Raw genomic sequence first — 22,319 nt, forward strand, 5'->3', positions numbered from 1 at the left:
ACGTCGACCTGATCGAAGACACCATTCTTGGAGTAGGTGAACTTCGTGTCGCGCCCCGAGGCGTCCGTCTGGGATGCGACCCGGCCCTGAGTGTCGTATGTGTTGAACGTGATCTGCTTGGTGCGCGCGTCCGTCACCTTGTTGATGCGGCCGGAGGCGTCGTAGCCGTACGTCTCCGTCTTCCCGTCCAGGGCTGTCACACCGGTCAGCCGGTCGCTGGTGTAGCTGTAGTCGACCACCCGGCCGTCCGCCAGCGTCACCGTGTCGAGCCGGTCACCGGTATAGGCGAGTTTCGCAGCCCGTCCGACGGCGTCCGTGATGGTGGTGGGCTTGCCGCCCGTGTACGTCAGGGACAGACCCCGGCCGGTGCGGTCCTTGACCGCGGTCAACTGACCGGAGGCGTTGAAGGCGTACGTCGACTGGTCCGCGGTGGTCAGCTTGTAGCCACTGCCGTCGGTAACCAGCTTGGAGCGGGCCTGGCCGGGAGTAGTGAAAGCTCCTCCGGACTTCTTGTACGTGTGCCGGGTGCCCCCCTCACCGACCAGCACGGCATCGCCATCGGCCTCGATCTTGAGCCGCGTCTCCCACGGGAGCTGCCAGCCCTTGCCGAGCGCTCCAGATTCGGTGTTGTCGGAGGAGTAGACACGGCCGACCTGCAACGGCACGCCAGGAGCCGGCACGTTGGCGTCGTTGAACGCTTCAGTGAACGCTCCGGTCGCCGTGTTCACCGGGTCGGCGCGCATCACCGTCGTACCGGCCGCACCGCTCGCGTCGCCACAAACCGCGGCGCATTCAGCGCCCTCGGGCAGGGACGGCACGATGTAGAACATGTTGTACGAGCCGCAAGACTCGGTGTCCGTGGGGTCGTCCGTCACGGTCGTGCAGGCCCAGACGGTGAAGCTGGGAACCTGCTGCGTGCACTCCGTCGTCGGCACCGTGAACGACGCGTTGACCTCAGGGAAGACCTTGTCGGTGTTCAGGGTAGGGGCCTGGACGGTCTGCCCGAAGTCGAACCACTGCACGTCGTCATTACTCAGGCGGCAGCCGTAGTAGTCCACCTTCCAGCGCACCTTCACCGGATGCACTTCCGTGTTCGCGCCACCGGACTGCCAGATCGCTGCCTTGACCTGCAGTGGCTCCCCCGGGACCGCGGCCCCGATGTGGTTGCCCAGCGCCATGAGCCAACCGCCCTGCTGCGCAGCCGCGTTCGCGAACGGATCGGTGCTCACCTGGTACAAGGCACCGCTGTTGTACGAGGCGGCGGCCGCCCCGCCCGCCCGAGTGGTGAAGGAGGCCTGATTGAACGTACGGCCGGATGGGCGAGAACCGGCGGCGGTGCGCGGGTGCTTACGGCCCGCTGCATGCAACTGTCCCTGATTTTGCTTCAGCAGCTCGATCTGGGCAGCCGTGGCCGGCTTGCTCTTCGTCGCCGGCAAGGCGTGTGGCTTGACCGGCTTGGCTTTGTCTTTCGTTTGTGCACGCCGCTGCTGCGGCGTCACCGGCTTCTGATGTGCAGCAGGTTGCGGGCCACCGTAGGCGTAATCATCCTGCCCAGCGGGGGAGTCACCGGCGGTCACCTGGACCAACCAGCCGCCGCCCGCTATCACGGACAGCGCCACCAGCACGATCAACATCCGCACACGCGCAGATACCGACGCGAGCACTCCCCCACCCCTTCTCACACCGAGCACACAAGGCAACACGCCTCGCACACAAGTGCAAGATCATGGTTGGTTCGGCGAGAGCCGATCAAGAGGGTGGATCAAAGTTGGCTGATTGTCATGTTCGTTACCACCCGCGTCCACTCAGAACAACTCGCAGCACGCTTAGGGCAGTTCGACGGGTTCCGATAGCGACCGGCCTGCGCGTACAGTCACCGCCATGGCTCAATTCGCCTGCTCAGAGCACGTATGCCCTTGAGGCCGACGCCCCACATCACCGGAAGCCTCCATCCCGCCCGCCGCAAGGAGAGTGCGACCAACGAGGCTGACGGTAGGAGCAGTTCACCCGATCGCGGGCGGCGATGCCCAGAAGCCGGCGTGCAGGCGGCCCAAGGCCCGTCTCGCCTTCGGGTCCTGATCGGCCGTCACCTCCAGCGCGTCGCAGACCCTTCAAAGCGGGCGACATAACAACTGATGCGACCACAACCCCGCCGGCTCAGATGCGCGAGGCAGCAGTGCAAATAAGGGACGAAAGTCGGACCTAACTAAAAGTTCATGAAACGGATCAAAGGTACAGAGTCAGCCAAAAGGAAGAGCCCGTCACCATCGATTTAGGTAACAAGTCAGCAACGGCGCAATGATCATTTGACCCTCAAGTGCAACTTTTCGGACCTTTCCATCCTTGCTCTTCAGTTGACGACGACGGCAAAGTTTTCCCGGGTCCTGCACTGAGTGCTCAGCTGCGGACCAATCACACCGGGGGCCTTCGAAACCTGCGCGACCTGCGGGCTATATTCACGTGATCTTGTCGACAGAATTCTGCCAGGTCGCGACCACCGCCGAAACTCTCGGTAGAGGCGCTCCGTGCTCATTTTCAGCACAGCTCACGGGTGCAGCCCCACAGAAAGCGAGACCGCAGCAAGCACTGAGCACTGAAGGATTGCTGTGCATGGCCTAATCCTATTCGGCAGGAACTGATGGCGGGACTGCCGAAATAGGCAAACAAAAGTAGGCTCTCAGTTCGTTCTTGAGGTGCAACTGCGCTCCGGGCGTCATTCTCTGGCTAGCTCCATTTGACCGCCCGGGGACGCATAAACGATCCCATTTCCGCTCTATTAAAAGGAAACAGATGAACAAGCGAATCAAAAAGGCAGCCGGTGCGATCATCGGTGGCCTTTTACTTCTTGGTGCCAGCCCTGCCTACGCGATCTCGGCAAGCACCGATGGGGCCGCCGCATGGACGGACAATTGCAATCGCACCAAATGCGGCGTGGATTACGTATTCGTTTGGGTCAAGGACCGGAAGGCTGACGGCCACCCGGTCAAGGCCGAGTATGAGAAGAAACTTACCGGAGACGTGGACGTGCTCTGGGAGAAGCGGGGAAATGGAAATGAGAACGTGAGCAAGGATATTGAGCTGGGCGTTGCCGCCATCAAGGCTTGCGAGTACATCAACAACTGGCCGGACGACTGCAGCGGCTGGTCCCGCTCCTAGTCATGGTTTTGAGCAGGCCCTCCTTCCTAGTGGTGTCACAGATGGGGGGCCTGCTCATCGTTATTTGGCGAAGGCAAGGAAATGAGCATGGAGCCAGTCCTCCGGGTAGACAGGCTGTCGTATGAAATCCAGGGCCGAAAGATACTGGACGGGGTAAGCTTCCAATTGGAGCGCGCTCAGTCTCTTGCGATTTCTGGCCCTAGCGGCAGCGGCAAATCGACCCTTCTGTCCTGCATTCTCGGCCTGCATACACCGTCGGCGGGATCGATCACTGTTGCCGGAACCTCGATTACAGGTCTTTCGTCTCGTAAGGTAGCTCGTGTGCGGAGCGAGAAGATCGGAATGGTATTTCAATTCGGAGAGCTTCTTCCAGAATTGAGCCCGTTGGAGAATGTCGCTATCGCCGGGATGTTGAACGGCTCCCCGAAATCAGAAACCTTTACCCGCTCCGCAGAGTTGTTGAGAGAACTTGGTATCGCGCCGGACCGAGGGCTGACCGGCGCCCTCTCAGGTGGCGAACGGCAGAGGGTAGCTGTTGCGCGCGCCCTTATAAACCAGCCGTCGCTGATCCTGGCGGATGAGCCCACTGGCGCTTTGGATGCTTCAAACAAGGAAAGTGTTTCGGAGCTCCTGTACAGCCTTCCTGAGAAATGGGGATGCGGCCTCATTGTGGTCACCCACGACGTCGAAGTATCCGCGTTCGCGCAGCGAAAAATGAGCCTACGGAACACGAGAATTACTGAAAACACGCCGCCACAGAAGACGGCGGTGTGAAAGTGAAAGCGCTGAACAGAAGACGACTGAGCCTGCAGTTGCTTGCCGCGGGCCGGCGGGCCTCCATCACAGCTGAGGGCGGACGGGTGAGGCTATGGTCGCTCTGCCTATCTGTCTGCTTCTTTATTCTTGCCGTCTGCTCCCTCGTTTTGGCCGAAGCCACGTACGACGGGCGTGACATACGCGGCGCGGCGAGAAGTCCCATTCCGGTCAGTCAAAGCAGCGAACACGCGGTGGCTCTTTGGGCGCCTGATACCGACGACGTCGACGGCACTCAGCACTTCTTGGCCTACGTGGAACCTCTATCTGATGAGGCACCCCTGCCGCCTGGCCTTGAGGAATGGCCTAAGCCCGGTGAGGCTGTCCTCTCCCCAGCACTCGCCAACGCAGGAGCGAAGGAAGAGATTAGATCCCGATACGGAAGATTTGCAGGGATCATTTCCCCGCAAGGGCTGCAATCTCCGTCCGAAAGATTCGCCTACGTACGCCCGTCGCGTCACATGCTTGACAGTGGCGACATGTACAAGATCTCGGGCTTCGGGAAGCAGCAAGACATATATTGGGGAGAAAGCAGATCACTACCCAGTCTCGGTATGCTATGCGCTGGTCTTGTCGGCTTCCTGCTGCTGCCGGCCTCCGCCCTTCTGATAGCAGCCATCCGTACTGGATCATCCGCACGTGAGCGCCGTGTCATCCTGCTTGATATTCTCGGCGCAAGACCCTCTGCCAGGATACTGTTCGTCATCGGCGAGTGCTCAGTTCCGCTCCTGGTCGGATGCTCCTTCAGTGTCGCTCTTGTGGCACCTGCACTCAAGTGGAACATTCCGCTCCCTGGCGTTGATTTCGTGCTCTATGCCCCGGATGTCGCGGATTCCTTGTGGCAGCTGATGGGAGCTCTCCTTCTCTCCATCGTCGCCGTTATTCTATTGGTGCTGGGATCGACTCCCGGCATCAAGAAATCTCGCTTCCGGCACCTACGAGGTCGCTTGCACGGACACACGCGATGGTGGCCCTGGGTCTTCCCCTTTTCCTTCCTTCTCGCTGTTCGCGGACCTGGGCTAGCGAATGAAGAATGGCGATTGCCGATATACGTGATAGGAGCGCTAGGGGCTCTCAGCTCCCTTCCATCTCTGGTCGGTCTGGCCGTGGCCCGGGGAGGATCCTTGGTTGCAGAGGCGGGGAAAAAGGCGGGGAGTCCTGGAATGATATTTTCCGGACGACGGGCAGCAATGCAAAGCCGTTCGACTGCTAGATTTGTAGCGGCCCTTATGGCCGCAATTTTCCTGGTTGTACAGGCGCAACTCTGGATGGGGCTGCTCGGCGCCAACGCTACATTGGCGAGAAAGTCCCAGGATCAGGTCGGCACATCGCTCGTGACGGTTTCCCATTATAGAGACCATCCTCGGATAGAGGATTTTGCGCAGACCTTGCCATCAGGGGCAGAGATCGCGATGCTTCAGGCATCCGCTCCTAGTCCTGATGCGACTAGAGCCTTCACCATTCACGGCTCATGTGCAGCACTAAGAGCCCTCAGCGCACCCTGCGAATCAGCAAGTATTGCGCCACAAAACTTGGATCAGAGAATTGTCGAACTGCTTCGCTGGAATGAAGTCGGAAATGCCAGCAGCATCAAGATCAAACCTGGACCTGTCACGACAAACGGAAATAGCGGCAACGGAAACGGTCGCCTTTTTGTTTTCTCGCGATCCGGAGAGGATCTCTCACTTCCACAGTTGCGCGAAGCGGCTAGAAGTACACTGGCCATGAGGGCAAACGTTGAGCCGCTCGGGAACACTTGGGCAATGGGAGCCCAAGATCTAGTCTCTTCTGCCCAATGGATTCTTCTTCTAGGAGTTGCAGGAGTAGCGCTCACCGTCATCGCCGTTGGGCTAAGTTCGCTAGGTGAGTTCATTAGATTTGGGCGTGAAGCCTCACCCCTTATCGCTATCACCGGGAAGACGCGAGTATACGCTTCCGTAGTGCTCTGGTCGCTTTTTATCCCATCGGTTTTGGCGTCTCTCGTCGGCGCCATAGCTTCGGCATGGCTGACGAGCCCCATAGTCGCCGGATTCAACAATCCGATCCCTGTCGAACTGTACGTATCAATCTGTGCAGCTGGAGTTTTGACCAGCGCCTTCCTCTGCCTCAGTGGATGGCGAATCATGACTCGCATTGCACTCTCCTGGCGTGCCCAGGGAGAATTCTAGCGACCATTAGACTCTACTGGCGGAGCGTCTCGGCCCTGACTATTGGATGGCCCGGGCCTTATGCCCTTTCGGTGAGGGACGCGAGAGTATCTCTTGGTCAAAAGGTATGGGTTTGGGCCTCTGACCATCAGAAGGAAGGAGAGCCGGCATCCCTTTGCTGGCCACAATTCCACGATTAGTGACCACCGCCTGCTGGTCGAGGCGCAACTGGTCTGCGACCCAGTCGCCGTGACGGGCTGCGGATGAACTGGCCACCTCGTTGCTGCGCGACATCCGGTTGGAACGGCGCAATGAGCCTTTGTCAACGTGGTGTTGAGGTCGCGCGGTGATCAGCTGCGGTGTTCGGCACTGCTGTCGGTGATCGCTCGATACAGCTCACGAGCTCGCAGACAAAACTGCCCGACCTCCGTGATGTCCGGCTCCTCGCCGTCGGCCAGTAGGCGGGCCTGGAGCTGCTCCGAGCGCAGCCCGTCGTAGCGAGCCCGGACCTCCGCTGTCACCGGCTGGATCGCGATGTGCAGGTGCTTGAGTGTGTCGTGGCTTTGTAGCCGCATGCAGACTAGCTCTGCTCGCGTCGGTACAACGTCTTGACGACGCGAGCGGTATCGCGCAGCAAGGCGCCGAGTTCCGCCGCCTCCGTGTTCTCGAAGTTCGGAAATGGCCACGACGTGCTCTCACAGACCCACCATCAAGGTGCCGGGATTCATCGGACCGAGGCGAGGTTCACCACCCACTCAGCGGTCTGCGGCACACCGCTGCCAACTCTTTGGCGCCCGATCAGAAGGTCGCACCCTAACGACCTCGTGCACGGTAGGCAGTGAGGTGTCAGCCTGATCGTCGATCATGGCTGTGTGGTGGGGAACGCGTCTCGTGCAGCGATCATCAGCGACCGGAGGATCACGGGCCTATCGGCCAACGTGGTCGCTGAACTCGTGGCCGAGCTGGGCCCGTTATGGCATGAACGGCACCAGGCCAGGCTTGCGTCCAGGCTCCGGAAGCGGGCGATCGGCGCCGGGGCGAAGCACCGGCTGGTCCTCGTCGATCGGCTTCTGGCCACCCTCGTGCACCTCCGCCACGGGGCCACGCACGACGTGCTCGCCTGCTGGTTCGGCGTGGACCGCTCCACCATCACCCGCGCCGTCGGCGAGGTGCGGCCACTACTCGTCGAGCGAGGCTGCGCCGTCAGCCCCGGAGTGCGGCTGCGGACCCTGGCCGAGGTCGTCGACCACCTCGGCGCCGACGGCAAGACCGGGATCATCGACGGCACCGAGATCCGGGTCCGGCGGCCGGCCGCCGGACCTTCTGGTCCAGCTCGCCGCCGTCTTGCAGTGCACATTCCACAGGATGCAGATCAGCGCTCTGCCACGGCCTTTCGTCCTGGGTGTTCTGCCGCTTGACGCGGGCCGGTGGCGGTCCGGTCCGGGCACCGGCCGCGTGCTGTGCGGGACCAGCTGAGCTGGGGCCGGTGCCTGCCCCGTTCTCCCGTAGTTCCGCGGCGGCTTCCTGTCGCCAACCGCATGGCTGAGTCATGTCGGTTGGGGTTTCCAGCGCATGTCGAGTGCTTCGAGTGCGTCGAGCTGTTCGCGGGTGAGGTGGAAGGGCCGCAGCCTTTTGTCGGAGAGCCACTCCCCCAGGCGGAAGGCGCTGCCATGGTCCCAGACGACTTCGTCGTAGGGGACGTTGAGGTGCTGGTGGGTGCGCCAGTAGGTGTGTGCGTAGCGCAGGCCGTGGGCGAAGGCGCGTTCGCTCTGGCTGCGCGGCGGACGCAGCAGCAGGGCGAGTGGGTGGTGGAGGGGCAGGGCTCCGAGGAGGTTGTGCTGGGCGGAGCTGAGGCTGGGCAGGGTTTGGAGTTGCTGGTCGAGCCATTGCTCCAGCGGTGGGTCGTCGCTGTCGGGTGCGAGGTCGGGGAATGTCAGTTCGCCGCGGCGGGCGGCGGCGAGAGCGCGTGCGTAGATGCGCCGCCAGTAGGGCCTGTCTGACAAATGATCACTGAGCAGGGTGTGCATGCTCGGTCCAATTGCCTTGCGGTCCTGACGCCGGCCAGTGACTCTGGGCCGGTGCCAGGACAGGGAAAAAGAAGGCGGCGACAAGAGGCCGAGAGGCTGCGGCAGGCTGCTCGCACCGCGCCGGACGTGGGACGGTGGGAAGTGCTCTTTGAGACTCGGGACAAGGCGGAACTGGGTACGCAGTTGCGCCGTCTTCGGGAGGCAGGAGTCGACGGGCCGGTGATCCGGATCGACACGCTGTGCGGGCGCCTGGCGCTGCCGACCACCTACCGGTTGAGCCGGTTCGTGACGGACCCCGCGCGGGAGTCCGAGCACGAGCACTCTGATCATTGATCTTGTGGCAGGTCGAGGTGAGTTGACGGACGCGGCGTGGGAGCGAATAGAGCCCTTGTTGCCGCAGGTGGATGGGCGTGGTCGTCCGTGGCGTGATCACCGGCAGGTGGTCAACGGGGTGCTGTGGCGGCTGCGGACCGGGGCCCCGTGGCGCGATCTGCCTGAGCGGTACGGACCGTGGCAGACCGTCTACGAGCGATTCGCCCGCTGGGAAGCGGATGGGACCTGGGCGAAGCTGCTGGAACACGTCCAGGTCCGCGACGACTCAGTGGGCCGGGTGGAGTGGACTGTTGCCGTCGATTCCACGGTCAACTGGGCCCACCAGCATGCGGCCGGCGCCCGCAAAAAGGGGCAGGCGACGGGGACGAACTGGAAGATCCGGTCAGCTCGCAGGCGCGCCAGGCCCTCGGCCGGTCCCGAGGCGGGCTGACCACCAAGGTCCACCTCGCCGTCGATGGTCGGGGCCTGCCGTTGTCCATCGTGCTCACGCCCGGCAACACCAACGACGCCACCGCGTTCGGCCAGGTACTCGACGGGATTCGCGTCCCGCGCGCCACCACCGGCCGGCCCCGCACGACACCGGTGCGAGTGCTCGGCGATAAGGCGTATTCCAGCAGGGCGATCCGCCACCTTCTGCGGTGCCGGGGCATCGCTGCCACGATCCCCGAGCGCCGGGACCAGGTGGCAAACCGCCGGCGACGTGGAATTCACGGCGGCCGCCCACCCGTCTTCGACAAGGACATCTACCGCGACCGCAACGTGGTCGAGCGATGTTTCGCCCGCCTCAAGCAGTTCCGCGCGATCGCCACCAGGTTCGACAAGCTCGCCGACCGCTACAGGGCTGGAATCGTCCTGGCAGCCCTATCCCTGTGGCTCCGCGAACCCGCCAGGTGATCATTTGTCAGACACCCCCTAGCGCCGGGCGATGCCGCGAACGACAACACCTAACCAATAGGGGCACCAGGCGCCCGTTGAGTTATGGCTCGGCATAACTGGTAGCCCTCACACCGGCAGCCTGGAGGGACTCACCGAGCCCTCCGAAACCGCCCGGCCCTCTGCTCGCACGTCAGGCCGGCACCGAGTGCGGTGCCGGCCTGACGTGGCGGCCCTTCGCTGGCCCCTGGCCTTCCGCTTTGATCTCTCTCGCCCTAGTGGGCGTTGTGCGTGGTGGTGGCGTCACGCTCGCAACGGCCCACATCCAGTTGGAAGAGGCTCACTACCAGCGCTGCAGATCCTTGCGCAGCCGGTCGTACCAGGCCTGTCGGGGCTGAGCGGTGTCTGGCGGCTTCTCGCCGAGCGCGACTACCTGGTCGGTGACGCTGTAAGTAGCAACACTTCAGTGGTGGTCTCCAACCACTTCTGGGTGGACCTGGCTGGCGGTGCTGAACCGAAAACGGTGACGAATCAGGTGGGCAGGAGGGCCCGTTCGTGGACAGCATCGGCAAGACGGCTGCGCAGTGCCACGGTGAGGCGCTTCTCGGCTCTGGCCCCCGCGGCCATCACCGACTGCTTCTCGGCGCGGGTTTTGGCGTCGTTGGCCAGGGCGTCTTCGGCTTCCGCAGCGAGGGCTGCCTGCCGGTCGAGATCCTGGCGCAGGCGCCGCTCCACCATGACGGCTTCACGGAGCTTGTCGGCGGCCTCGATGCGGGTGCGGGAGCCGAACCTGGTCGAGAGCAGTGCGCCAACCGCATCGGTGACCGTGGCTCGGTGTGCACGGAGTTTTTCGGCGCTCTCGCGGTGATACCGCAGCCGGTGCTGGAAAGTGGAGCGCTCGTGGTCGCTGAGCAGCAGGCCGCGCGCCTGCCGGCCGCGTTCCATGGCGCGAGCAAGGTCGTGCTGGTCCTTGGGGAAGGTGTCCAGATCCGCTTGCTGTGCACCGCCGGATGCCAGGAGATGGACGGAAATCTTCGACGGCGTGGCTGACCGACGAGGACGCTGGTGCGGTGGTCCCCCTCCGCATGGAGCGCTGGGCGTGCGTCCGGGGGGTGGGCGTCGTACGGTCCGAGGGCCCGGCTCGGACAGGACGGCCGGACTCTTGCGGTCCCGCGTTCCTTCGCACGTTGCGCGGGACCGCTCCCTGTCCTCAGGAGGAATAGGCGCGAGCGCTCGGCTGATCGGCCTGGGGTCGCGCAGAGTGCCTGTTTTCGAGAAACGGGTGGAGGGCCTGCTTGGAGCTGCTGTGATCTCAGTTGACGGCGACACGTCGAACGATGGGCCGAAGAGTATGCTTCCGCGCCCCGCGGACATCAACTCAGGCTGCGAATCCGCGAAGAGCGAGAGATGGTGGTGGAGAGGGGCTCATCAGGAGAGGTGTGGGCCGATGGTACCCCAGCAGCTAGATTACGAGAACGTCCATATAGAAGCCCATCCGATTGATTTCGGGTTTGACAAGCGTGTCGCCGCCTCAATTTTCGGAATGGGCAATCCAACAAAAGTCGAACTGAGTGCCGTAGAAAGCGGTCCGGAAGGGATGGAGAGGATCTTCACTCGCACGTTCGTGAGGATGTCAACGGCACCCTTGGAGATCCTCGACGGAGGAGATCGGAGGGAAGGGGAAAAGGCGCTCGAAGGTCTCACCAACGTGCTGCTGATGTGGGACTACGACTTTGTCGGCCAGGGCCCCGTGTGGTACGCGCGCCACTTCCAGAGGCCCTATCTGCCTGTCGCAGCAACACTGGAGGGCTGGGAGGCCGTCTACGATCTGGCCCATCTCGCCGAGGCGTTTCTGGAGCAAGAACCTAATTCTGCTCACGCTCTCGCAGTGTACGCCTATTGCCTCACCCTTCTGGGTCAAAATGAAGAGGCAGTAGAGGTCGCCCGACGATCCCTCAGCATAAGGTCGAATAATGTGCAGGCCATTGCAACACTCGCAGAGTCTCTAAAAAACCTCGGGCAGGTCACTGAGGCGCGGTCACTGGCGCAAAAGGCTGCCAATATGGCCCCTGGATTTGAATACCCCGAGCAGATATTGAGTGAACTGCGAAATGCTTAAAGCGCCATTACAGCGTCGACGCATGCAGGCGGCGCCGGTTGCCAGCCCGGGCGAGCGAGGGCGTATCCGGTGCGCCGCGGGGTGCCGTTCCGTGTCGGGAACTCGTGCAGCCGGTTGACGTCGACTTCCCTCTCGCGGCGGCCGGTAGCCGCGTCCGCGATGACTACCCGTCGGCCGCCCGGGCGCACGATCCGTGTGTACCGGGCCTCCGCGCCCTCGGGCTGCTGCACACACGGCGCGTACACCTGACCACGCTGGAGGTGGCAGCTCTCCACGGTAACTCCCGGAGCTCGGCGGTAGCCGGTCGACTCTATCGGCACACCGCTTCCGCCGGGGTGTCGTCTCGGCTGCTTGGTTGTTGGGTACCGCTGGGCCGGGCCCATGAGTTCGGCGACTTCATGCGACAGGAACGCGATGCCTTGGTCAGGGGCCGCGGCAACGGCACGTCCGGGGCGCGGTCAGCTTCCCGGCAGCCACTCGGAGAGGCCCTCGCGGACCTGCGCGTCCCGGAAGAAGCCGCTGTGGACGACGGCGCTCGACGACGGGACGACGAGCGGATCGGGCACGACGTACGAACCGGCGCGGTGGACGCCCTCGGTCGGTACGACGAGGTCGTTGCCGACGCCGAACAGCCGGTCCACCAGTCCGTCGAGCGCGCGCATCGCCAACGCCTCGTTCCGGGCGGGTTCGAAGTCGGATGTCACCGCGCGCACCGAGCCCTCGGTCGGGACGGCGGAGGCGTTGAGTTCACCGAGCCCCACCGACGCGGGGTCCATCGCCGCCAGACCGTCCAGCCCGCCGAGGACACCTGTCGCACCGTGTTTCACGACTTCGAGGACGACCTCCAGGGTGGTGCTCACCAGCTCATCCGGGAACAGCCCGAGCAGGTTGGTGAAGACTCCGAGCAGATCGCTCAGTCGCTGCTTCTCGGCGAGGGCCGTGCCTGCGTTGGGGGTGGCGACGTGGACGAGCGTACGGACGGAAGGGGCGGGCCGTCCTGCGCCCGCCAGGCCGTCCCGGTTCAGGTGGCGGGCGACGAGACCGCCCCGGGAGTGGGTGACGACGTCGAGGGTGAGTCGCCGGTCGGCGGGCAGGTGCTCCAGGAGCCAGCGCGCGTTGTCGACCGGGTCCAGGTGGACGGTCGGATGGTCGAAGACCAGGACGCGGCCGTCGTAGCGCCGGTGGAGGTCGTGCAGCAGCGGCTCGTCGTCGGCGATGCCGCGAAAGCCGGTGCGGCACCTGCTGAACGTGCCGTGGACGAAGAGCAGGAAGGGCCGGTCGGCGAGTTCGGCGAGCCGGCCCGCGCTCACCTGCATGTCGGACCCCTCATCGGCTCCGTCACCTGGCTGTTCGCCTGCCGTGAGGAACGTCTGTGGGGTGGTCAGCCGCAGCTCGTACGGGCGGTGCCTCTTCTCCCACCGGCTGACCGCGAAGTCGGCCGCGAGACCGGCCGCCCGCTCGATCGGGAACCGCAGCAGGTGCAGGACCTTGCCGACACCGAACCCGAGGATGCCCCGGTCCGCCGCCGGCCCGCCCGCGGGGAGCGCGAACTGCTCCATCGGAACACGAAACGTCTGGGCTGCCCCGGCGGCCCGGTCCGTACCGCTACCCCGCACGGCCGCCTCGGGGAACACCCAGCGCACGACGCCGGTCGCGTCCGCCTCCAGCAGGGCCTGCCCCTCGTCCGGCAGGGGCGCGGGCGCCTCCAGCAGGGTGCGGGCCGGGAGCGCCGCTCCGGTCGGGCCCGCCGGGGCGGCGTGGCACGGCCAGGTCGCTCAGCGGCACGGTGAGCACCGGCCGCATACCGGCCTCCTGCGCCGCGGTGCCCAGCAGGCGCGCGGCGGGCTCGGGGACGTGGTCGGCGAGGAGTTGCTCGGGCAGCCCGCCAGGGGTCGCGTCGCGCACCGGCGTCCCGGCCGCGGCACATCGGCGGACCTCGCCGACGCGGCCGCCGACCTCCGAGGAGCGCAGGACCAGACCGTAGGGGAGTTCACTGCGTCCGTCGCGTTGAAGATCAGGCATCGTCCGTCCCTTCCCGTTCCGCTGGAGCGCCCTTCGCGGTCCACTCGACGGTCAGCCGTGGGTGGCCGAAGAAGAGGTAGGCGAGCGGGGTCGACAGCTTGGCCCCGGCCGCGCGTAGCGTTCCGGCGCGCCGCCTGCGCAGGTACTCGGCGGGGGCCGTGCCGCCCTTCAGCACGGCCGTGTAGAAGCCCTGGGCGATGTCTTTGGCGACCTTGTCGTCGACGTTCCACAGAGGGGCGATGGCCGCCTGTGCCCCGATGCCGAGGAAGGCGGGCACCATGCCCGCGTACGCGCCCAGCGCGCTGCGGCCCTGCCCGACCTGGCAGGCGTTGAGGAACACGAGCCGCACCCCGCTGGCCTCCACTCCGCTGACGGACCGTCGGCTCAAGTACGTGCCGTCCACCATCTGCAGACCGTCCTCCAGCTCTTCGGTGCTGAACTTCCCGTGCACGGCCAGGTGGAGGATGTCCGGCCCCCGCTCGCCCTCCAGGGCCATGAGCACCTGGTCGGTGGTGGCGTCGACGGGGTTCGCGCGGTAGTGCCGGATGAGGTGCTTGGCCTCGGCCTTCGCCTCCTTGAGTTCGGCGACGGCGTAGTCCCCGGTCACCACGGACATCGTGTGGGGTTGCAGATGTGCGGGCGGGGCCGGGGTGCGCTGCCGGTCGCCGTAGATCCAGCGGCCGACGACCGCCTGGGCGCCGAGATGGGCCGGGGCCGCCGGGTCCAACGGCTCGGGCAGCAGGGCCAGTTCCCAGGGGACGTACGGGTCCCAGGTGGCCAGGAGCACGCTCGGCGGACCGGCACGTTCCCCTGCGGCCCGCAGGGCGGCCCACACCTCCTCCGGCACGGCGCCGCCCGCCTCCCGGCCGACTCCCTTGAGGTAGTGGGCCAGGTCGTAGGCGTCCTTGCGCTCCTGCACGCCGCGCATGACGGAGCGGGCCCAGTCGGCCTCACCGCCGAGCGTGGTCACGAGCGGCTTGTCGCAGGCACCGACGCCCGGGTGCGGCGAGCGGTACAGCCAGCAGTGCTGCCGCCCGTCGCCGTCGTTGCCCGGGGCCACGACGATCTCCAGATCCGGCTGAGTGCCGGCGTCCGCCTCCTCCGGCAGCACCCATACGCCTCCGGCCGCCTGCGTCCGCGGCTCGTCACCGGCCGGCTCCCCGGGCGCCTGCCCCACCCGTACGGTCCGGTGGGCGACCCCGATGACGCTGCCGGCGACCGCGTACACCGCGGTGATCACCCGCTCCGCGGCCAGGGACGGATCGTCCACCGCCCGGAGCCTGAGCATCCGGTACGGGTACGGGTCGTCCGGACCGGCCCGCATGCGCAGCGTGAGCGGGTCCTCGCCGACCACGGCGAAGCCATGCGCGAGGACGGAGACCTCGAGCGTGAATGCGTCGGCGGGGACGGTGAGGGGGGCGGGCTGGACGACCTCGGGTGTAGGGAGCGGGGCCAGCCCCACGCGCAGCTCGAAGGCTTCGTCAGGCACGACGCGCTGGGGGGCGTCGAGACGGGCGTAGGCCTCGCGGGTGGGGGCGGTAACCGCGGGCCCGTACGCCTCGGCTCGGACGAGAACCCCGCGCTCGGCGCGCCACCCCCTGAACCACTCCCGGAGCCGACCAGGCACTGCGTGGGGGCGTGTCCATTCGACTCGTGCCTGCCCTCCTGTGTCCCCGGACTCCGGGGGCGGCGCAAGGGGCCCGGCCGGCGGAGCCGACGGCTGCGCGGTCTCCTCGCGCTGCGGGGGCGGGAGCGGGGGCGGGGGCGGTTCCGGAAGGGGCGCTCCGCACACAATCTGGTGAGGGGGGAACTCGTCGGCTTCCCCGTATCCGGTCTCCGGCTCCAGCAGCCACGTCAGGTGGGCGAGTTCGCCGGGGCGGGAGGTCGGCTCCGGCCAGCGCACGGGAGGGCGGCCCAGGTGGGGCGCCGCCCTGGACAGTTCCCGCAGCGTGGCGAGGCGTTCGTCTGGGTCCTCGTTCCTGAGCCGTGCGACGGCACTGGCGACCACCTCGGCCGGCGGCGCGAGGCTCAGCACCGTGCCGAGCCAGTCCGCCCGGCCCTCGGGCACCGCCCGAGGGAGCTGGGGGAGATCCGCCGCGAGCGTGTCCGGCAACACCTCGACGACCTGTCCGAGGCGCTCAGTGGCAGCCCGGAGGGTCTCGTCGTCCTCGTCCACGGCCTTCACGAGGGTGGCGATCAGCACCGACAGCAGTCGCTGCCTCGCACTTTCATAGAGGAAGGCGAGCGGGGACAGGTCGGACGGGAAGCCGCGACCGTCCACGAGGCTTTGGGCCACAGCCCGTTTCACGGCCAGCGCGGAAGGCCACCCGCCTGGATCGGTCTGTACCGAAGGTGTGACAGCAGGCCGGTCCGGGGTGGCCAGCGCCCGCCGCGCCGCGTCCTGATGAGCCGAGTCATCGTCAGCGGCCCACCCTTCCAGGACGGCCCGCACCTCGACCGCAGGGAGGTGTCCGGCCGCCTCGACCAGGGAGTCCGGCACCAAGGGATCCGCCCGGAAACGGCTGAGGACCAGCTCCGCGACCTCCTCCGCCGCCGGTCTGTCCAGCGGGAGCGCGGCGCACGCCGCGAGGGCTTCAGTGCGCAGGCTGCGGTTGACCTCATGGACGGCGAGGAGCAGCAGCGGGCCGAGGTCGTCCGGCGTTAGGAAGCGGTGCGAGCGTGAGGCCACGGCTCGGCCCTCCGGGAAGATCGGCCCTACCACTCAGCGTAGTCCGGGGAACCTCCCCGGTCTTCTTGTGCATCGCTGTTCAGCCGCGGTACGTCTCCAACAGCCGCTGCCACACCTCGCTGATCGTGAATAGGGACGGGACGGCGGGCCACAAGCACGGTCGAGAGGAACCTCGCCGGTGACGCCGATCGTCGCGGCGACACCGAGCACAACGACCGGCTGATGAACCTCGCCCTCCCCCGCTGACTTCCCGTACGACGTCCAGCGCGGAGACGTAGGCGACGCCCTCGCCGTCTCGCCCTGCGCGGGTCCATCCGCCGGGACATCGAGCGCGGCCGGGGCGTCCGCGTCCGCCAGGCGATGGAGCTGAGCGCCACCCGGCGCCAGGTCGCGGACGCCCTGGACGTCGACCCCGACGATGCCCGCGAGCTCCTGCGCGCGTGGCGGACATGCAGCACGACCTCCACCGCCGCGACGTTGCGGACGGGCGGCCCCAGCAACTCGGGCCGGACCACGACCGGCACGCCGCCCTCCTGGCGCCGTGCGAGCTGGGCGACGACGAGACCGCCACGGCGGTGCCCGGTGACCGGCTCGGCCTCCCCAAATAGCCGCGCACCCGGAGGACCCGACGCCATGCGACGGCTCGCACGACGCGGTGACCGTGATCGACAGTTCCGGCACCGAGGTACCCGGGGGCGAGCACCACGGCGCGCGCCTGCTCGCCTCCTAGAACGGGGACCGCGCGGTGGAGGGCAGCGTTCCCGCCGCCGGCGTTCGCGGTCGTCCCTCAACACGTACACGGCGATCAGCGGTAACTTCCGCCGTTCCGGAGGGTGGCTCATGCTGGGGATTCCCTTGCTGCGACGGCTGGTTCGACTGCTTTGTGCGTGCTGCTACCTGACTTCGACGGAGTACGAGCCGCCGGGGAACTCCCATCCGTCGGTGCCTTCGCCGATGTCCTCGACGATGACGTCGTCGATGAAGTGGTCCTCGAACTCGTCGTCGGCGAGTTCGCCGGCGAGCCAGAGCTCCTCGATCTCGTCCCAGTGGCCCCGGCTGCCGTCGATCCGCAGGGGCGCGGCGTCCCGGGTGCCGCGCGTACGTTCGTCGTCCCCGGTTCTGACGACGCCGCTGATCTCGTACTGGCCCCGCTTGATGTGGTCGGGGATCGGGTCGGCGGGGACGATGGCCGTGTTCTCGTACGCGGTGTGGATGATGTCGCGGTAGCTGCTGCGGATGTTGTACTCGGCGTCGGACAGCCAGTTGATGAGGGTCTTGGTCGTCACGTGGAGACCGGCGTCCTCCAGGGCCTGCTGCCCCCGGTGGGTCGCCGTGAGCTGGCTGAGCTGGGCGTGCCAGTGCTTGGCGGTGTACGACGACAGCCGGTGCCGGGGGGTGACCTGGAAGCGCAGGAGATCGTTGAGGGCGGCGCCCAGGGAGTCGCCCCGGCCGGTGGGGCCGGCCATCAGTCGTCACCTTCGAGAATGGTCTCGCCGGACTGGACGAACTTGCGCTTCACCTCTCCGAAACCGGTGCCGATCCGGTACGTGGACGGCGGCGTGCCGGGCGGAGTCCAGAAGATGGCCTGGTCGACGTTGCGCAACGCGACGAGCGTGTGCCCTTCCTGGACGGCCTTGAACGCGACCGTCCAGTGGCGGACGGAGGCCTCGGCGACCATGCTCATGCGCCAGTCCGGCCGCCAGAACGGGGAGCGCTGTTCGGCGCGCTTGGGCCACAGCAGGCGCAGCGCGATGGACAGTCGGGTCTTGTACGCCTTGTAGGGGTCGCCGCCGACCTGGACGAGCTCGGTCCGTGCCTTGCGGGTGGCCTCGTAGAAGGGCTTGAAGAGGGACTCGTTGGCCTTCCCGGTCCAGGAGTCGTGAATGGCCGGCATGGCGGCGAGGTGGCCCGTCCGGACGAGTTTCTCCAGTTGTTTGATGTGGGGGGTGGTGACCCATACCCGGCCGTTCTCGTCGGGTCGGTCGATGATCCGCCCCAGGGGGTGCGGCATGTCGGTGCGGTTCCACTCCGGGATGTCGATGAGGTAGATGCCGGCGCCGGCTTTGTCGTACGCGTCGAGCGGGCCGGTGTGCAGGAGCTTGTTCGGGGCGAGGGGGACGGCCGAACAGGCGGAGGGGAAGCTGCCGTTGCGGTCGATCAGGCACAGCACGCCCTCTCCGAAGGAGTCGGGCACGTCGAGCCGGTCGCGCCGGACGCGCTTGCCGTTCGCCCGGATGTGGGGAACGCGGGTGGCGGTGACGTCGGGGTGGACCCAGCGGGGCTCGCCGTCCATGTGCTCGCTGATCAAAGTCCACGGGGCGCTGTCGCGGGCCTCGGTGCGGATGACGGGGATCGGGTGCATCTTCGAGCGGCCGACCGCGTCCTTGAGGATCTTCAGGGCGGGGAAGACGTGGCCCTCGGGCTCGTCCTCCTCGTCCCCCGGCGCCAGATGGTCCTCGCTGTCTTCCTCGTCTTCCGCGAGGTCATCCTGCCCCTGGCCGCTGTGTGCCGGGGCGTTCTCAGGGGCACCGGCAGCAGCGGCCTGACTGGCGCTGCCGGCGGTGTCGGCGGACATGGGCGTGGTGAAGGGCCGCAGTGCGGCGGCGAGGCGGTGCCCTTCGTGAGTGTCCGGCATCCCCGATACCGCTGCGGCGGCCTGGAGCAGCGACGGCAGAATCTCCTGGAGGGCTTCCTGGTCGCCGCCTGCGACTGCGGTCCGCCATGCCGCCAGTTCATGGGTGAGGGCGGCGGGGATCCCCCGGTGTCCGCCGGAGGTGTAGGGCAGGGCGGCTTCGGCCAGTTCCAGCGCCGCGGTTCCCCCGGCGGCCGCCGAGAGTCCCGGGCCCGCCGGGCGGTCGGTGCGCTCGAGGGGGGGCGGCTCCGGCGTCGAGGAAGCGGGCGTGGATCAGGTCGGGCTGCAGGTACGCCGAGCCGATCGTGCCGAAGTCGCGTTCTGTGACTGTGGCTTGGACTTTGCCCGGGTCCGCGGTCGCGGTGAGCGTCACTACGAGGTCGGCGTCCAGGAGTCCCAGGAGCGTGGGGTCGTCGCTGTCGACGACGGCCAGCACCGGTACGTGCAGGTCGCGGGCAAGGGCGGCCAGGACCTGGGAGGCATCGGGGAGGCGGTCCCCGGACAGTGGCAGGCGGGCGCTGTGCGCGGCCTGGAGGCGGTCTACGACCACAAGGGCCAGGCCCTTCATGTGCGGCGCGGTGTCCGCGATGTCCTCGGCTCTGAGGTTGGTGCCGTCGTCGATGAGCAACAGGTCACCAACGCCTGCCCGGACCAGCTGGTGGGCGACCTCCTGCTCATGCTCGGTGAGGCGGCCCTGCTTCAGGCGCGGGTACTCCCCCCCGGTCTCGGCGGACAGGGTCCGGCGGAAGATGTCGTCGCGGTTCGGTCCCGATGCCGCGTACAGCACCGTGCGGCGGTCGACGAGCGCGGTCTTCCGCGCGGCGGCAAGACCCAGAAGGCTTCCACCGACGCTCGGCGGGGCCGCCACGAGAGTCAGCCGGCCCGCCTGCAGACCGCCCGTCGCGGCGTCCAGGCCGGCAGTCCGAACGTGGGGCCACCGACCGGGCCGCCAGTGAGTGCGGACATAGCGTCGCCCAGCGTGGCAAGCCTGCGGGGCGTGCTGCCGCGGTCCTGGTTGCCTTGGCTGTTCACCGCACCTCCTGCGGTCGAGTTCAGGCAAGTTCGCCACGCGGGCAGAACTTCGTTACGACCGAAGCAAGGTTGCAAATCGGGCAATGCATCGCCGCATGCGCCGGTACGCCCACTCACCGGGTGTTGTCAGTGGGGCAGGTGAGTATGGCGTGATGACTCACGCCATACCAGTGCCGCTGCCGTCCGCGCTCGTCGATCACCACGCGGTCGACCTGGAACGCAAGTACACCGACGGCTGGGGCGTGAAGGTCGACGACGTCGCCACCGCGCCCACCGGCGAGATCTACGCTCTCTACAGCGTCCACCGTCACACCTACGGTGTGGCTGATGACGAAGCCGACCCAGCGAAGGCGCACTTCGGCTACTCGTTGTTGACCAGGTACGCCCCCGACGGCACCCCGCTAGCCACCGCGGTCTCCGGGCAGAGTGAGTACCTGCGTCAGGACACGACTCTCGGCGGCCCCACGACTGGGCTCGGCAAGGACCTGTGGTGGGCCAAGGGCCTGTGCGTCCTGCCCGACGGAACACTCGCTGCCACCGGGCCGGGTGACCAGACCCATCTGGTCACCGCGGATCTCACGGCGGTGACCGCGCGCCACCATATGCCCCTCAGAAGCAACGATGACGGCTCGCGCGACCCGTTCGCCTCCTGGATCAGCACGACCCCGGCTGGCCGCCTGCTGTGCACGACCGGCGAGTACGGGCTCTACAACTACGCCGACCTGCTTGACAACATCGTGTCGATCACCGACCAGCCCCTCACCCCCACTTCGAAGCCGACGCTGCGGGCCCTGGCATCCATGGAGGCGGAGCCCGTCAAGCACACGGAAGCCAACCTGAGGCCGGACGTCCTGTTCAACGGCGAGCCGGTCGGCATGGACCACCGGCCGCGGCCGTCGCTTACCGAGCACCTCACTGAACTCGAAAAGACTGCGCGGCAGTGGGACTGGCACGGCGCCCAGCTCGGCCGGCCCGCGGTGGTACGGGAGGACCTGTTCGTCGTCCCGATCTTCGGGCACATCTACCGGGGCGGCAGCCGCGGCCAGCGGTTCGCCTTCGTCCTGGTTAGCGGCAAGGGCGAGGTCGTCGGCCGGCTCGACGGCATGCACCTGCACCGCGACAGCCCCTTCACCGGCCACTGCTTCGAGATCGCCGCCGACGCCGTACGGGAGCGGATCTACCACCTCAACCGGTACGGGCTGTTCGCCTGGACGGCCACGGGCGTGCGCGCCCAACGCCTTGACCTGGAGGACAAGCGGTACAAGCTGCTCAAGCACTTCACGCTCGTGGACTGCACCCCTGCGGGCGAGCTGATCCTCGTTCACCGCACGCAACACCTGATGCTCCGCATCCCGTGCCCTGCCTCCCTCGGCGACCTCGGCCAGGCGGTGGAGGACGCGCTGCGCTCCTACACCAAGGAACGCACTGCCCTCAAGCGACAGTGGCAACCTGTGAATTGGCACTGGACCGACAGCACGGCTCCCCTGCACCGCCTCTGATCGCGTAGCGCGGTCGAGCTCGCGTCGTGGACGGCGCCCTGGCCACGTCGTGGAGGTCTCACACCGCTTCTTCAGCCCAACCGCGTGCCTTACGTGCTTGGCAAGACGAAACGCATCATGACCTGCGCAAAAACCCTTCCGCCCCTAGATGACCCCGACCCGGGTCCGCTGGAGCACCTGGTGGAGGCGTTCACGGAGGAAACCCTGCTGGCCTCCGTGGGGAGCCGCACCCGAGGTCGGGCGCGGCTCCCCACTTCCGCACGGCTGTTGTGCCGGGTGCGGCGGCCGCGCGAGTCCTACACCGGGGTGCTGAAGTCCGCGCGGACCCAGCCCCACACGCCGGCGTGGGGGCCCGATGTGACCTTGATGTAGCTCCAGGAGTAGCCAGCGGGCTTGGAGGAGCTGAAGCAGCGCATGAGGTGCTTGGTCCCCTTGGCCAGAAGACCCTTGGACGAGTAGGAGGTACCCGGCCCGCTGCGGAAGTTGACGGAGGCCGTGTTGATCTTGGCGTTCCAGTCGTACCGGTAGTCAGTGCAGGCCGACGTCCCGACAGCGGCAGCCGGGGAGACGGTGGCGAGCGTGGCCCCAGCCGCGACGAGGAGGGTGATGGCCGCAGACGCGGCTACTCGCCCGGCCCGGCGCGAGCTGCTGAAATGCTTGTGCATTGAAATCTGCCCCGATGGTGTAGGGGGGCCTGACACCAGAAGAAGCCGACGGGCTCGTTGCAGACATTCGCACTTCTCCCGAACTGCACCGACGTAACAGCACGTCAGGTGGGCCCCGTGAAATGTTCCTATTTGGAAAGGGAAGCAAGATCTCCCTATCCGGCACGATCCTGCGACACTTCATGGCGCAGCGTCAATTGCAATGGTGGAGCGATGCGGGCAGCGGGGGCTCGTGCGGCCGACCGCATCGTCGTCCCTGGCTACTCGGGGCAGTTGCGGCGGCATCCGTCGTCCTCATTGTCCGGCCGGAGA

20 protein-coding genes are annotated in these 22,319 nt (G+C 66.7%); 9 read left to right on the forward strand and 11 right to left on the reverse strand.

Annotated features, from left to right (window positions below):
- Positions 1 to 1,634 (reverse strand): DUF6531 domain-containing protein (locus ACZ7EG_RS39465; RefSeq protein WP_471089685.1); only part of this gene is annotated, 1,634 nt, incomplete at its 3' end.
- 1,156 nt (positions 1,635 to 2,790) lie between these two features.
- On the opposite strand from ACZ7EG_RS39465, the gene ACZ7EG_RS39470 reads away from it, so the two are divergent.
- The 3 genes from ACZ7EG_RS39470 (at position 2,791) to ACZ7EG_RS39480 (ending at position 6,137) form a co-directional block, all read left to right on the forward strand.
- Entirely contained in the window at positions 2,791 to 3,156 is a 366-nt protein-coding gene (locus tag ACZ7EG_RS39470) for a hypothetical protein (protein ID WP_471089688.1), read from the forward strand.
- 87 nt (positions 3,157 to 3,243) lie between these two features.
- Positions 3,244 to 3,930 carry an ABC transporter ATP-binding protein gene (locus ACZ7EG_RS39475; RefSeq protein WP_471089691.1) on the forward strand — a complete coding sequence of 229 codons (687 nt, stop codon included), beginning with the start codon at positions 3,244 to 3,246 and terminating at the stop codon, positions 3,928 to 3,930.
- A 518-nt stretch (positions 3,931 to 4,448) separates the two neighbouring features.
- On the forward strand, positions 4,449 to 6,137 hold the full coding sequence (locus ACZ7EG_RS39480; protein WP_471089694.1) for a hypothetical protein: 1,689 nt from the start codon (positions 4,449 to 4,451) through the stop codon (positions 6,135 to 6,137).
- A gap of 329 nt (positions 6,138 to 6,466) precedes the next feature.
- Here ACZ7EG_RS39480 and ACZ7EG_RS39485 read toward each other — a convergent pair whose 3' ends face one another.
- A complete protein-coding gene (locus ACZ7EG_RS39485; protein WP_471089697.1) occupies positions 6,467 to 6,691 on the reverse strand; it encodes a hypothetical protein in 225 nt (74 codons plus the stop codon).
- Between the two features lie 297 nt (positions 6,692 to 6,988).
- Here ACZ7EG_RS39485 and ACZ7EG_RS39490 point away from each other — a divergent pair, with 297 nt between their 5' ends.
- A complete protein-coding gene (locus tag ACZ7EG_RS39490) occupies positions 6,989 to 7,534 on the forward strand; it encodes a helix-turn-helix domain-containing protein (RefSeq protein ID WP_471089700.1) in 546 nt (181 codons plus the stop codon).
- Between the two features lie 129 nt (positions 7,535 to 7,663).
- On the opposite strand, the gene ACZ7EG_RS39495 is transcribed toward ACZ7EG_RS39490, so the two are convergent.
- Positions 7,664 to 8,119, reverse strand: coding sequence for a helicase associated domain-containing protein (locus ACZ7EG_RS39495; RefSeq protein WP_471089703.1), 456 nt, complete (start codon positions 8,117 to 8,119; stop codon positions 7,664 to 7,666).
- Positions 8,120 to 8,284: 165 nt separating this feature from the next.
- Between ACZ7EG_RS39495 and ACZ7EG_RS39500 the strand changes: the two genes are divergently transcribed.
- Together ACZ7EG_RS39500 and ACZ7EG_RS39505 are read left to right on the forward strand one after the other, a co-directional pair.
- The gene (locus ACZ7EG_RS39500; protein WP_471089706.1) at positions 8,285 to 8,476 is read left to right on the forward strand and encodes a hypothetical protein; all 192 of its coding nucleotides are present in this window, start codon (positions 8,285 to 8,287) and stop codon (positions 8,474 to 8,476) included.
- Positions 8,477 to 8,480: 4 nt separating this feature from the next.
- A protein-coding gene (locus ACZ7EG_RS39505) for an IS5 family transposase (RefSeq protein ID WP_471089709.1) occupies positions 8,481 to 9,370 on the forward strand; the annotation gives its coding sequence in 2 pieces (ribosomal slippage) (positions 8,481 to 8,835 and positions 8,835 to 9,370; 891 coding nt in all).
- Positions 9,371 to 9,880: 510 nt separating this feature from the next.
- Here the strand turns inward: ACZ7EG_RS39505 and ACZ7EG_RS39510 are convergent.
- Complete coding sequence (locus ACZ7EG_RS39510; RefSeq protein WP_471089712.1) at positions 9,881 to 10,294, reverse strand: hypothetical protein; 414 nt, start codon at positions 10,292 to 10,294, stop codon at positions 9,881 to 9,883.
- 316 nt (positions 10,295 to 10,610) lie between these two features.
- Here ACZ7EG_RS39510 and ACZ7EG_RS39515 point away from each other — a divergent pair, with 316 nt between their 5' ends.
- Positions 10,611 to 11,468 (forward strand): CDC27 family protein, encoded by an 858-nt coding sequence (locus tag ACZ7EG_RS39515; RefSeq protein ID WP_471089714.1) that lies wholly within the window; start codon positions 10,611 to 10,613, stop codon positions 11,466 to 11,468.
- A 458-nt stretch (positions 11,469 to 11,926) separates the two neighbouring features.
- Here the strand turns inward: ACZ7EG_RS39515 and ACZ7EG_RS39520 are convergent, their stop codons facing one another.
- From ACZ7EG_RS39520 to ACZ7EG_RS39530, 3 genes are read right to left on the reverse strand one after another with little or no spacing between them, the layout of a single operon-like run.
- The gene (locus ACZ7EG_RS39520; protein WP_471089717.1) at positions 11,927 to 13,027 is read right to left on the reverse strand and encodes an esterase/lipase family protein; all 1,101 of its coding nucleotides are present in this window, start codon (positions 13,025 to 13,027) and stop codon (positions 11,927 to 11,929) included.
- Positions 13,028 to 13,073: 46 nt separating this feature from the next.
- Positions 13,074 to 13,490: a hypothetical protein gene (locus tag ACZ7EG_RS39525; RefSeq protein WP_471089720.1), complete on the reverse strand. Its 417-nt coding sequence runs from the start codon at positions 13,488 to 13,490 to the stop codon at positions 13,074 to 13,076.
- Positions 13,483 to 16,179: a CHAT domain-containing protein gene (locus ACZ7EG_RS39530; RefSeq protein ID WP_471089723.1), complete on the reverse strand. Its 2,697-nt coding sequence runs from the start codon at positions 16,177 to 16,179 to the stop codon at positions 13,483 to 13,485. Before ACZ7EG_RS39530 ends, ACZ7EG_RS39525 begins: the two co-directional genes overlap by 8 nt.
- Positions 16,180 to 16,619: 440 nt before the next feature.
- Between ACZ7EG_RS39530 and ACZ7EG_RS39535 the strand changes: the two genes are divergently transcribed.
- On the forward strand, positions 16,620 to 16,787 hold the full coding sequence (locus tag ACZ7EG_RS39535; RefSeq protein ID WP_471089726.1) for a hypothetical protein: 168 nt from the start codon (positions 16,620 to 16,622) through the stop codon (positions 16,785 to 16,787).
- 285 nt (positions 16,788 to 17,072) lie between these two features.
- Here the strand turns inward: ACZ7EG_RS39535 and ACZ7EG_RS39540 are convergent, their stop codons facing one another.
- From ACZ7EG_RS39540 to ACZ7EG_RS39550, 3 genes are all read right to left on the reverse strand, one after another.
- Entirely contained in the window at positions 17,073 to 17,645 is a 573-nt protein-coding gene (locus ACZ7EG_RS39540; protein ID WP_471089729.1) for a hypothetical protein, read from the reverse strand.
- Complete coding sequence (locus ACZ7EG_RS39545; protein ID WP_471089732.1) at positions 17,645 to 18,814, reverse strand: hypothetical protein; 1,170 nt, start codon at positions 18,812 to 18,814, stop codon at positions 17,645 to 17,647. Before ACZ7EG_RS39545 ends, ACZ7EG_RS39540 begins: the two co-directional genes overlap by 1 nt.
- Before the next feature lie 97 nt (positions 18,815 to 18,911).
- Positions 18,912 to 19,679: a DnaB-like helicase C-terminal domain-containing protein gene (locus ACZ7EG_RS39550; protein WP_471089735.1), complete on the reverse strand. Its 768-nt coding sequence runs from the start codon at positions 19,677 to 19,679 to the stop codon at positions 18,912 to 18,914.
- Between the two features lie 316 nt (positions 19,680 to 19,995).
- On the opposite strand from ACZ7EG_RS39550, the gene ACZ7EG_RS39555 reads away from it, so the two are divergent.
- Positions 19,996 to 21,342: a hypothetical protein gene (locus ACZ7EG_RS39555; RefSeq protein WP_471089738.1), complete on the forward strand. Its 1,347-nt coding sequence runs from the start codon at positions 19,996 to 19,998 to the stop codon at positions 21,340 to 21,342.
- A 296-nt stretch (positions 21,343 to 21,638) separates the two neighbouring features.
- On the opposite strand, the gene ACZ7EG_RS39560 is transcribed toward ACZ7EG_RS39555, so the two are convergent.
- Complete coding sequence (locus ACZ7EG_RS39560) at positions 21,639 to 22,007, reverse strand: SH3 domain-containing protein (protein ID WP_471089741.1); 369 nt, start codon at positions 22,005 to 22,007, stop codon at positions 21,639 to 21,641.
- Positions 22,008 to 22,319 lie beyond the last annotated feature (312 nt).

The sequence above is a fragment of the Streptomyces sp. NPDC037100 genome (assembly GCF_055606225.1).

What these genes read in the sequence shown, in the direction of transcription:
- ACZ7EG_RS39475 (WP_471089691.1), top strand. Translation starts at nt 3,244, where the DNA reads ATGGAGCCAGTCCTCCGGGTAGACAGGCTGTCGTATGAAATCCAGGGC.
- ACZ7EG_RS39480 (WP_471089694.1), top strand. Translation starts at nt 4,449, where the DNA reads ATGTACAAGATCTCGGGCTTCGGGAAGCAGCAAGACATATATTGGGGA.
- ACZ7EG_RS39470 (WP_471089688.1), top strand. Translation starts at nt 2,791, where the DNA reads ATGAACAAGCGAATCAAAAAGGCAGCCGGTGCGATCATCGGTGGCCTT.
- ACZ7EG_RS39485 (WP_471089697.1), bottom strand. Translation starts at nt 6,691, where the DNA reads ATGCGGCTACAAAGCCACGACACACTCAAGCACCTGCACATCGCGATC.
- ACZ7EG_RS39555 (WP_471089738.1), top strand. Translation starts at nt 19,996, where the DNA reads ATGACTCACGCCATACCAGTGCCGCTGCCGTCCGCGCTCGTCGATCAC.
- ACZ7EG_RS39560 (WP_471089741.1), bottom strand. Translation starts at nt 22,007, where the DNA reads ATGCACAAGCATTTCAGCAGCTCGCGCCGGGCCGGGCGAGTAGCCGCG.
- ACZ7EG_RS39520 (WP_471089717.1), bottom strand. Translation starts at nt 13,027, where the DNA reads ATGGAGCAGTTCGCGCTCCCCGCGGGCGGGCCGGCGGCGGACCGGGGC.
- ACZ7EG_RS39525 (WP_471089720.1), bottom strand. Translation starts at nt 13,490, where the DNA reads ATGCCTGATCTTCAACGCGACGGACGCAGTGAACTCCCCTACGGTCTG.
- ACZ7EG_RS39545 (WP_471089732.1), bottom strand. Translation starts at nt 18,814, where the DNA reads ATGCCGGACACTCACGAAGGGCACCGCCTCGCCGCCGCACTGCGGCCC.
- ACZ7EG_RS39540 (WP_471089729.1), bottom strand. Translation starts at nt 17,645, where the DNA reads ATGGCCGGCCCCACCGGCCGGGGCGACTCCCTGGGCGCCGCCCTCAAC.
- ACZ7EG_RS39510 (WP_471089712.1), bottom strand. Translation starts at nt 10,294, where the DNA reads ATGGAACGCGGCCGGCAGGCGCGCGGCCTGCTGCTCAGCGACCACGAG.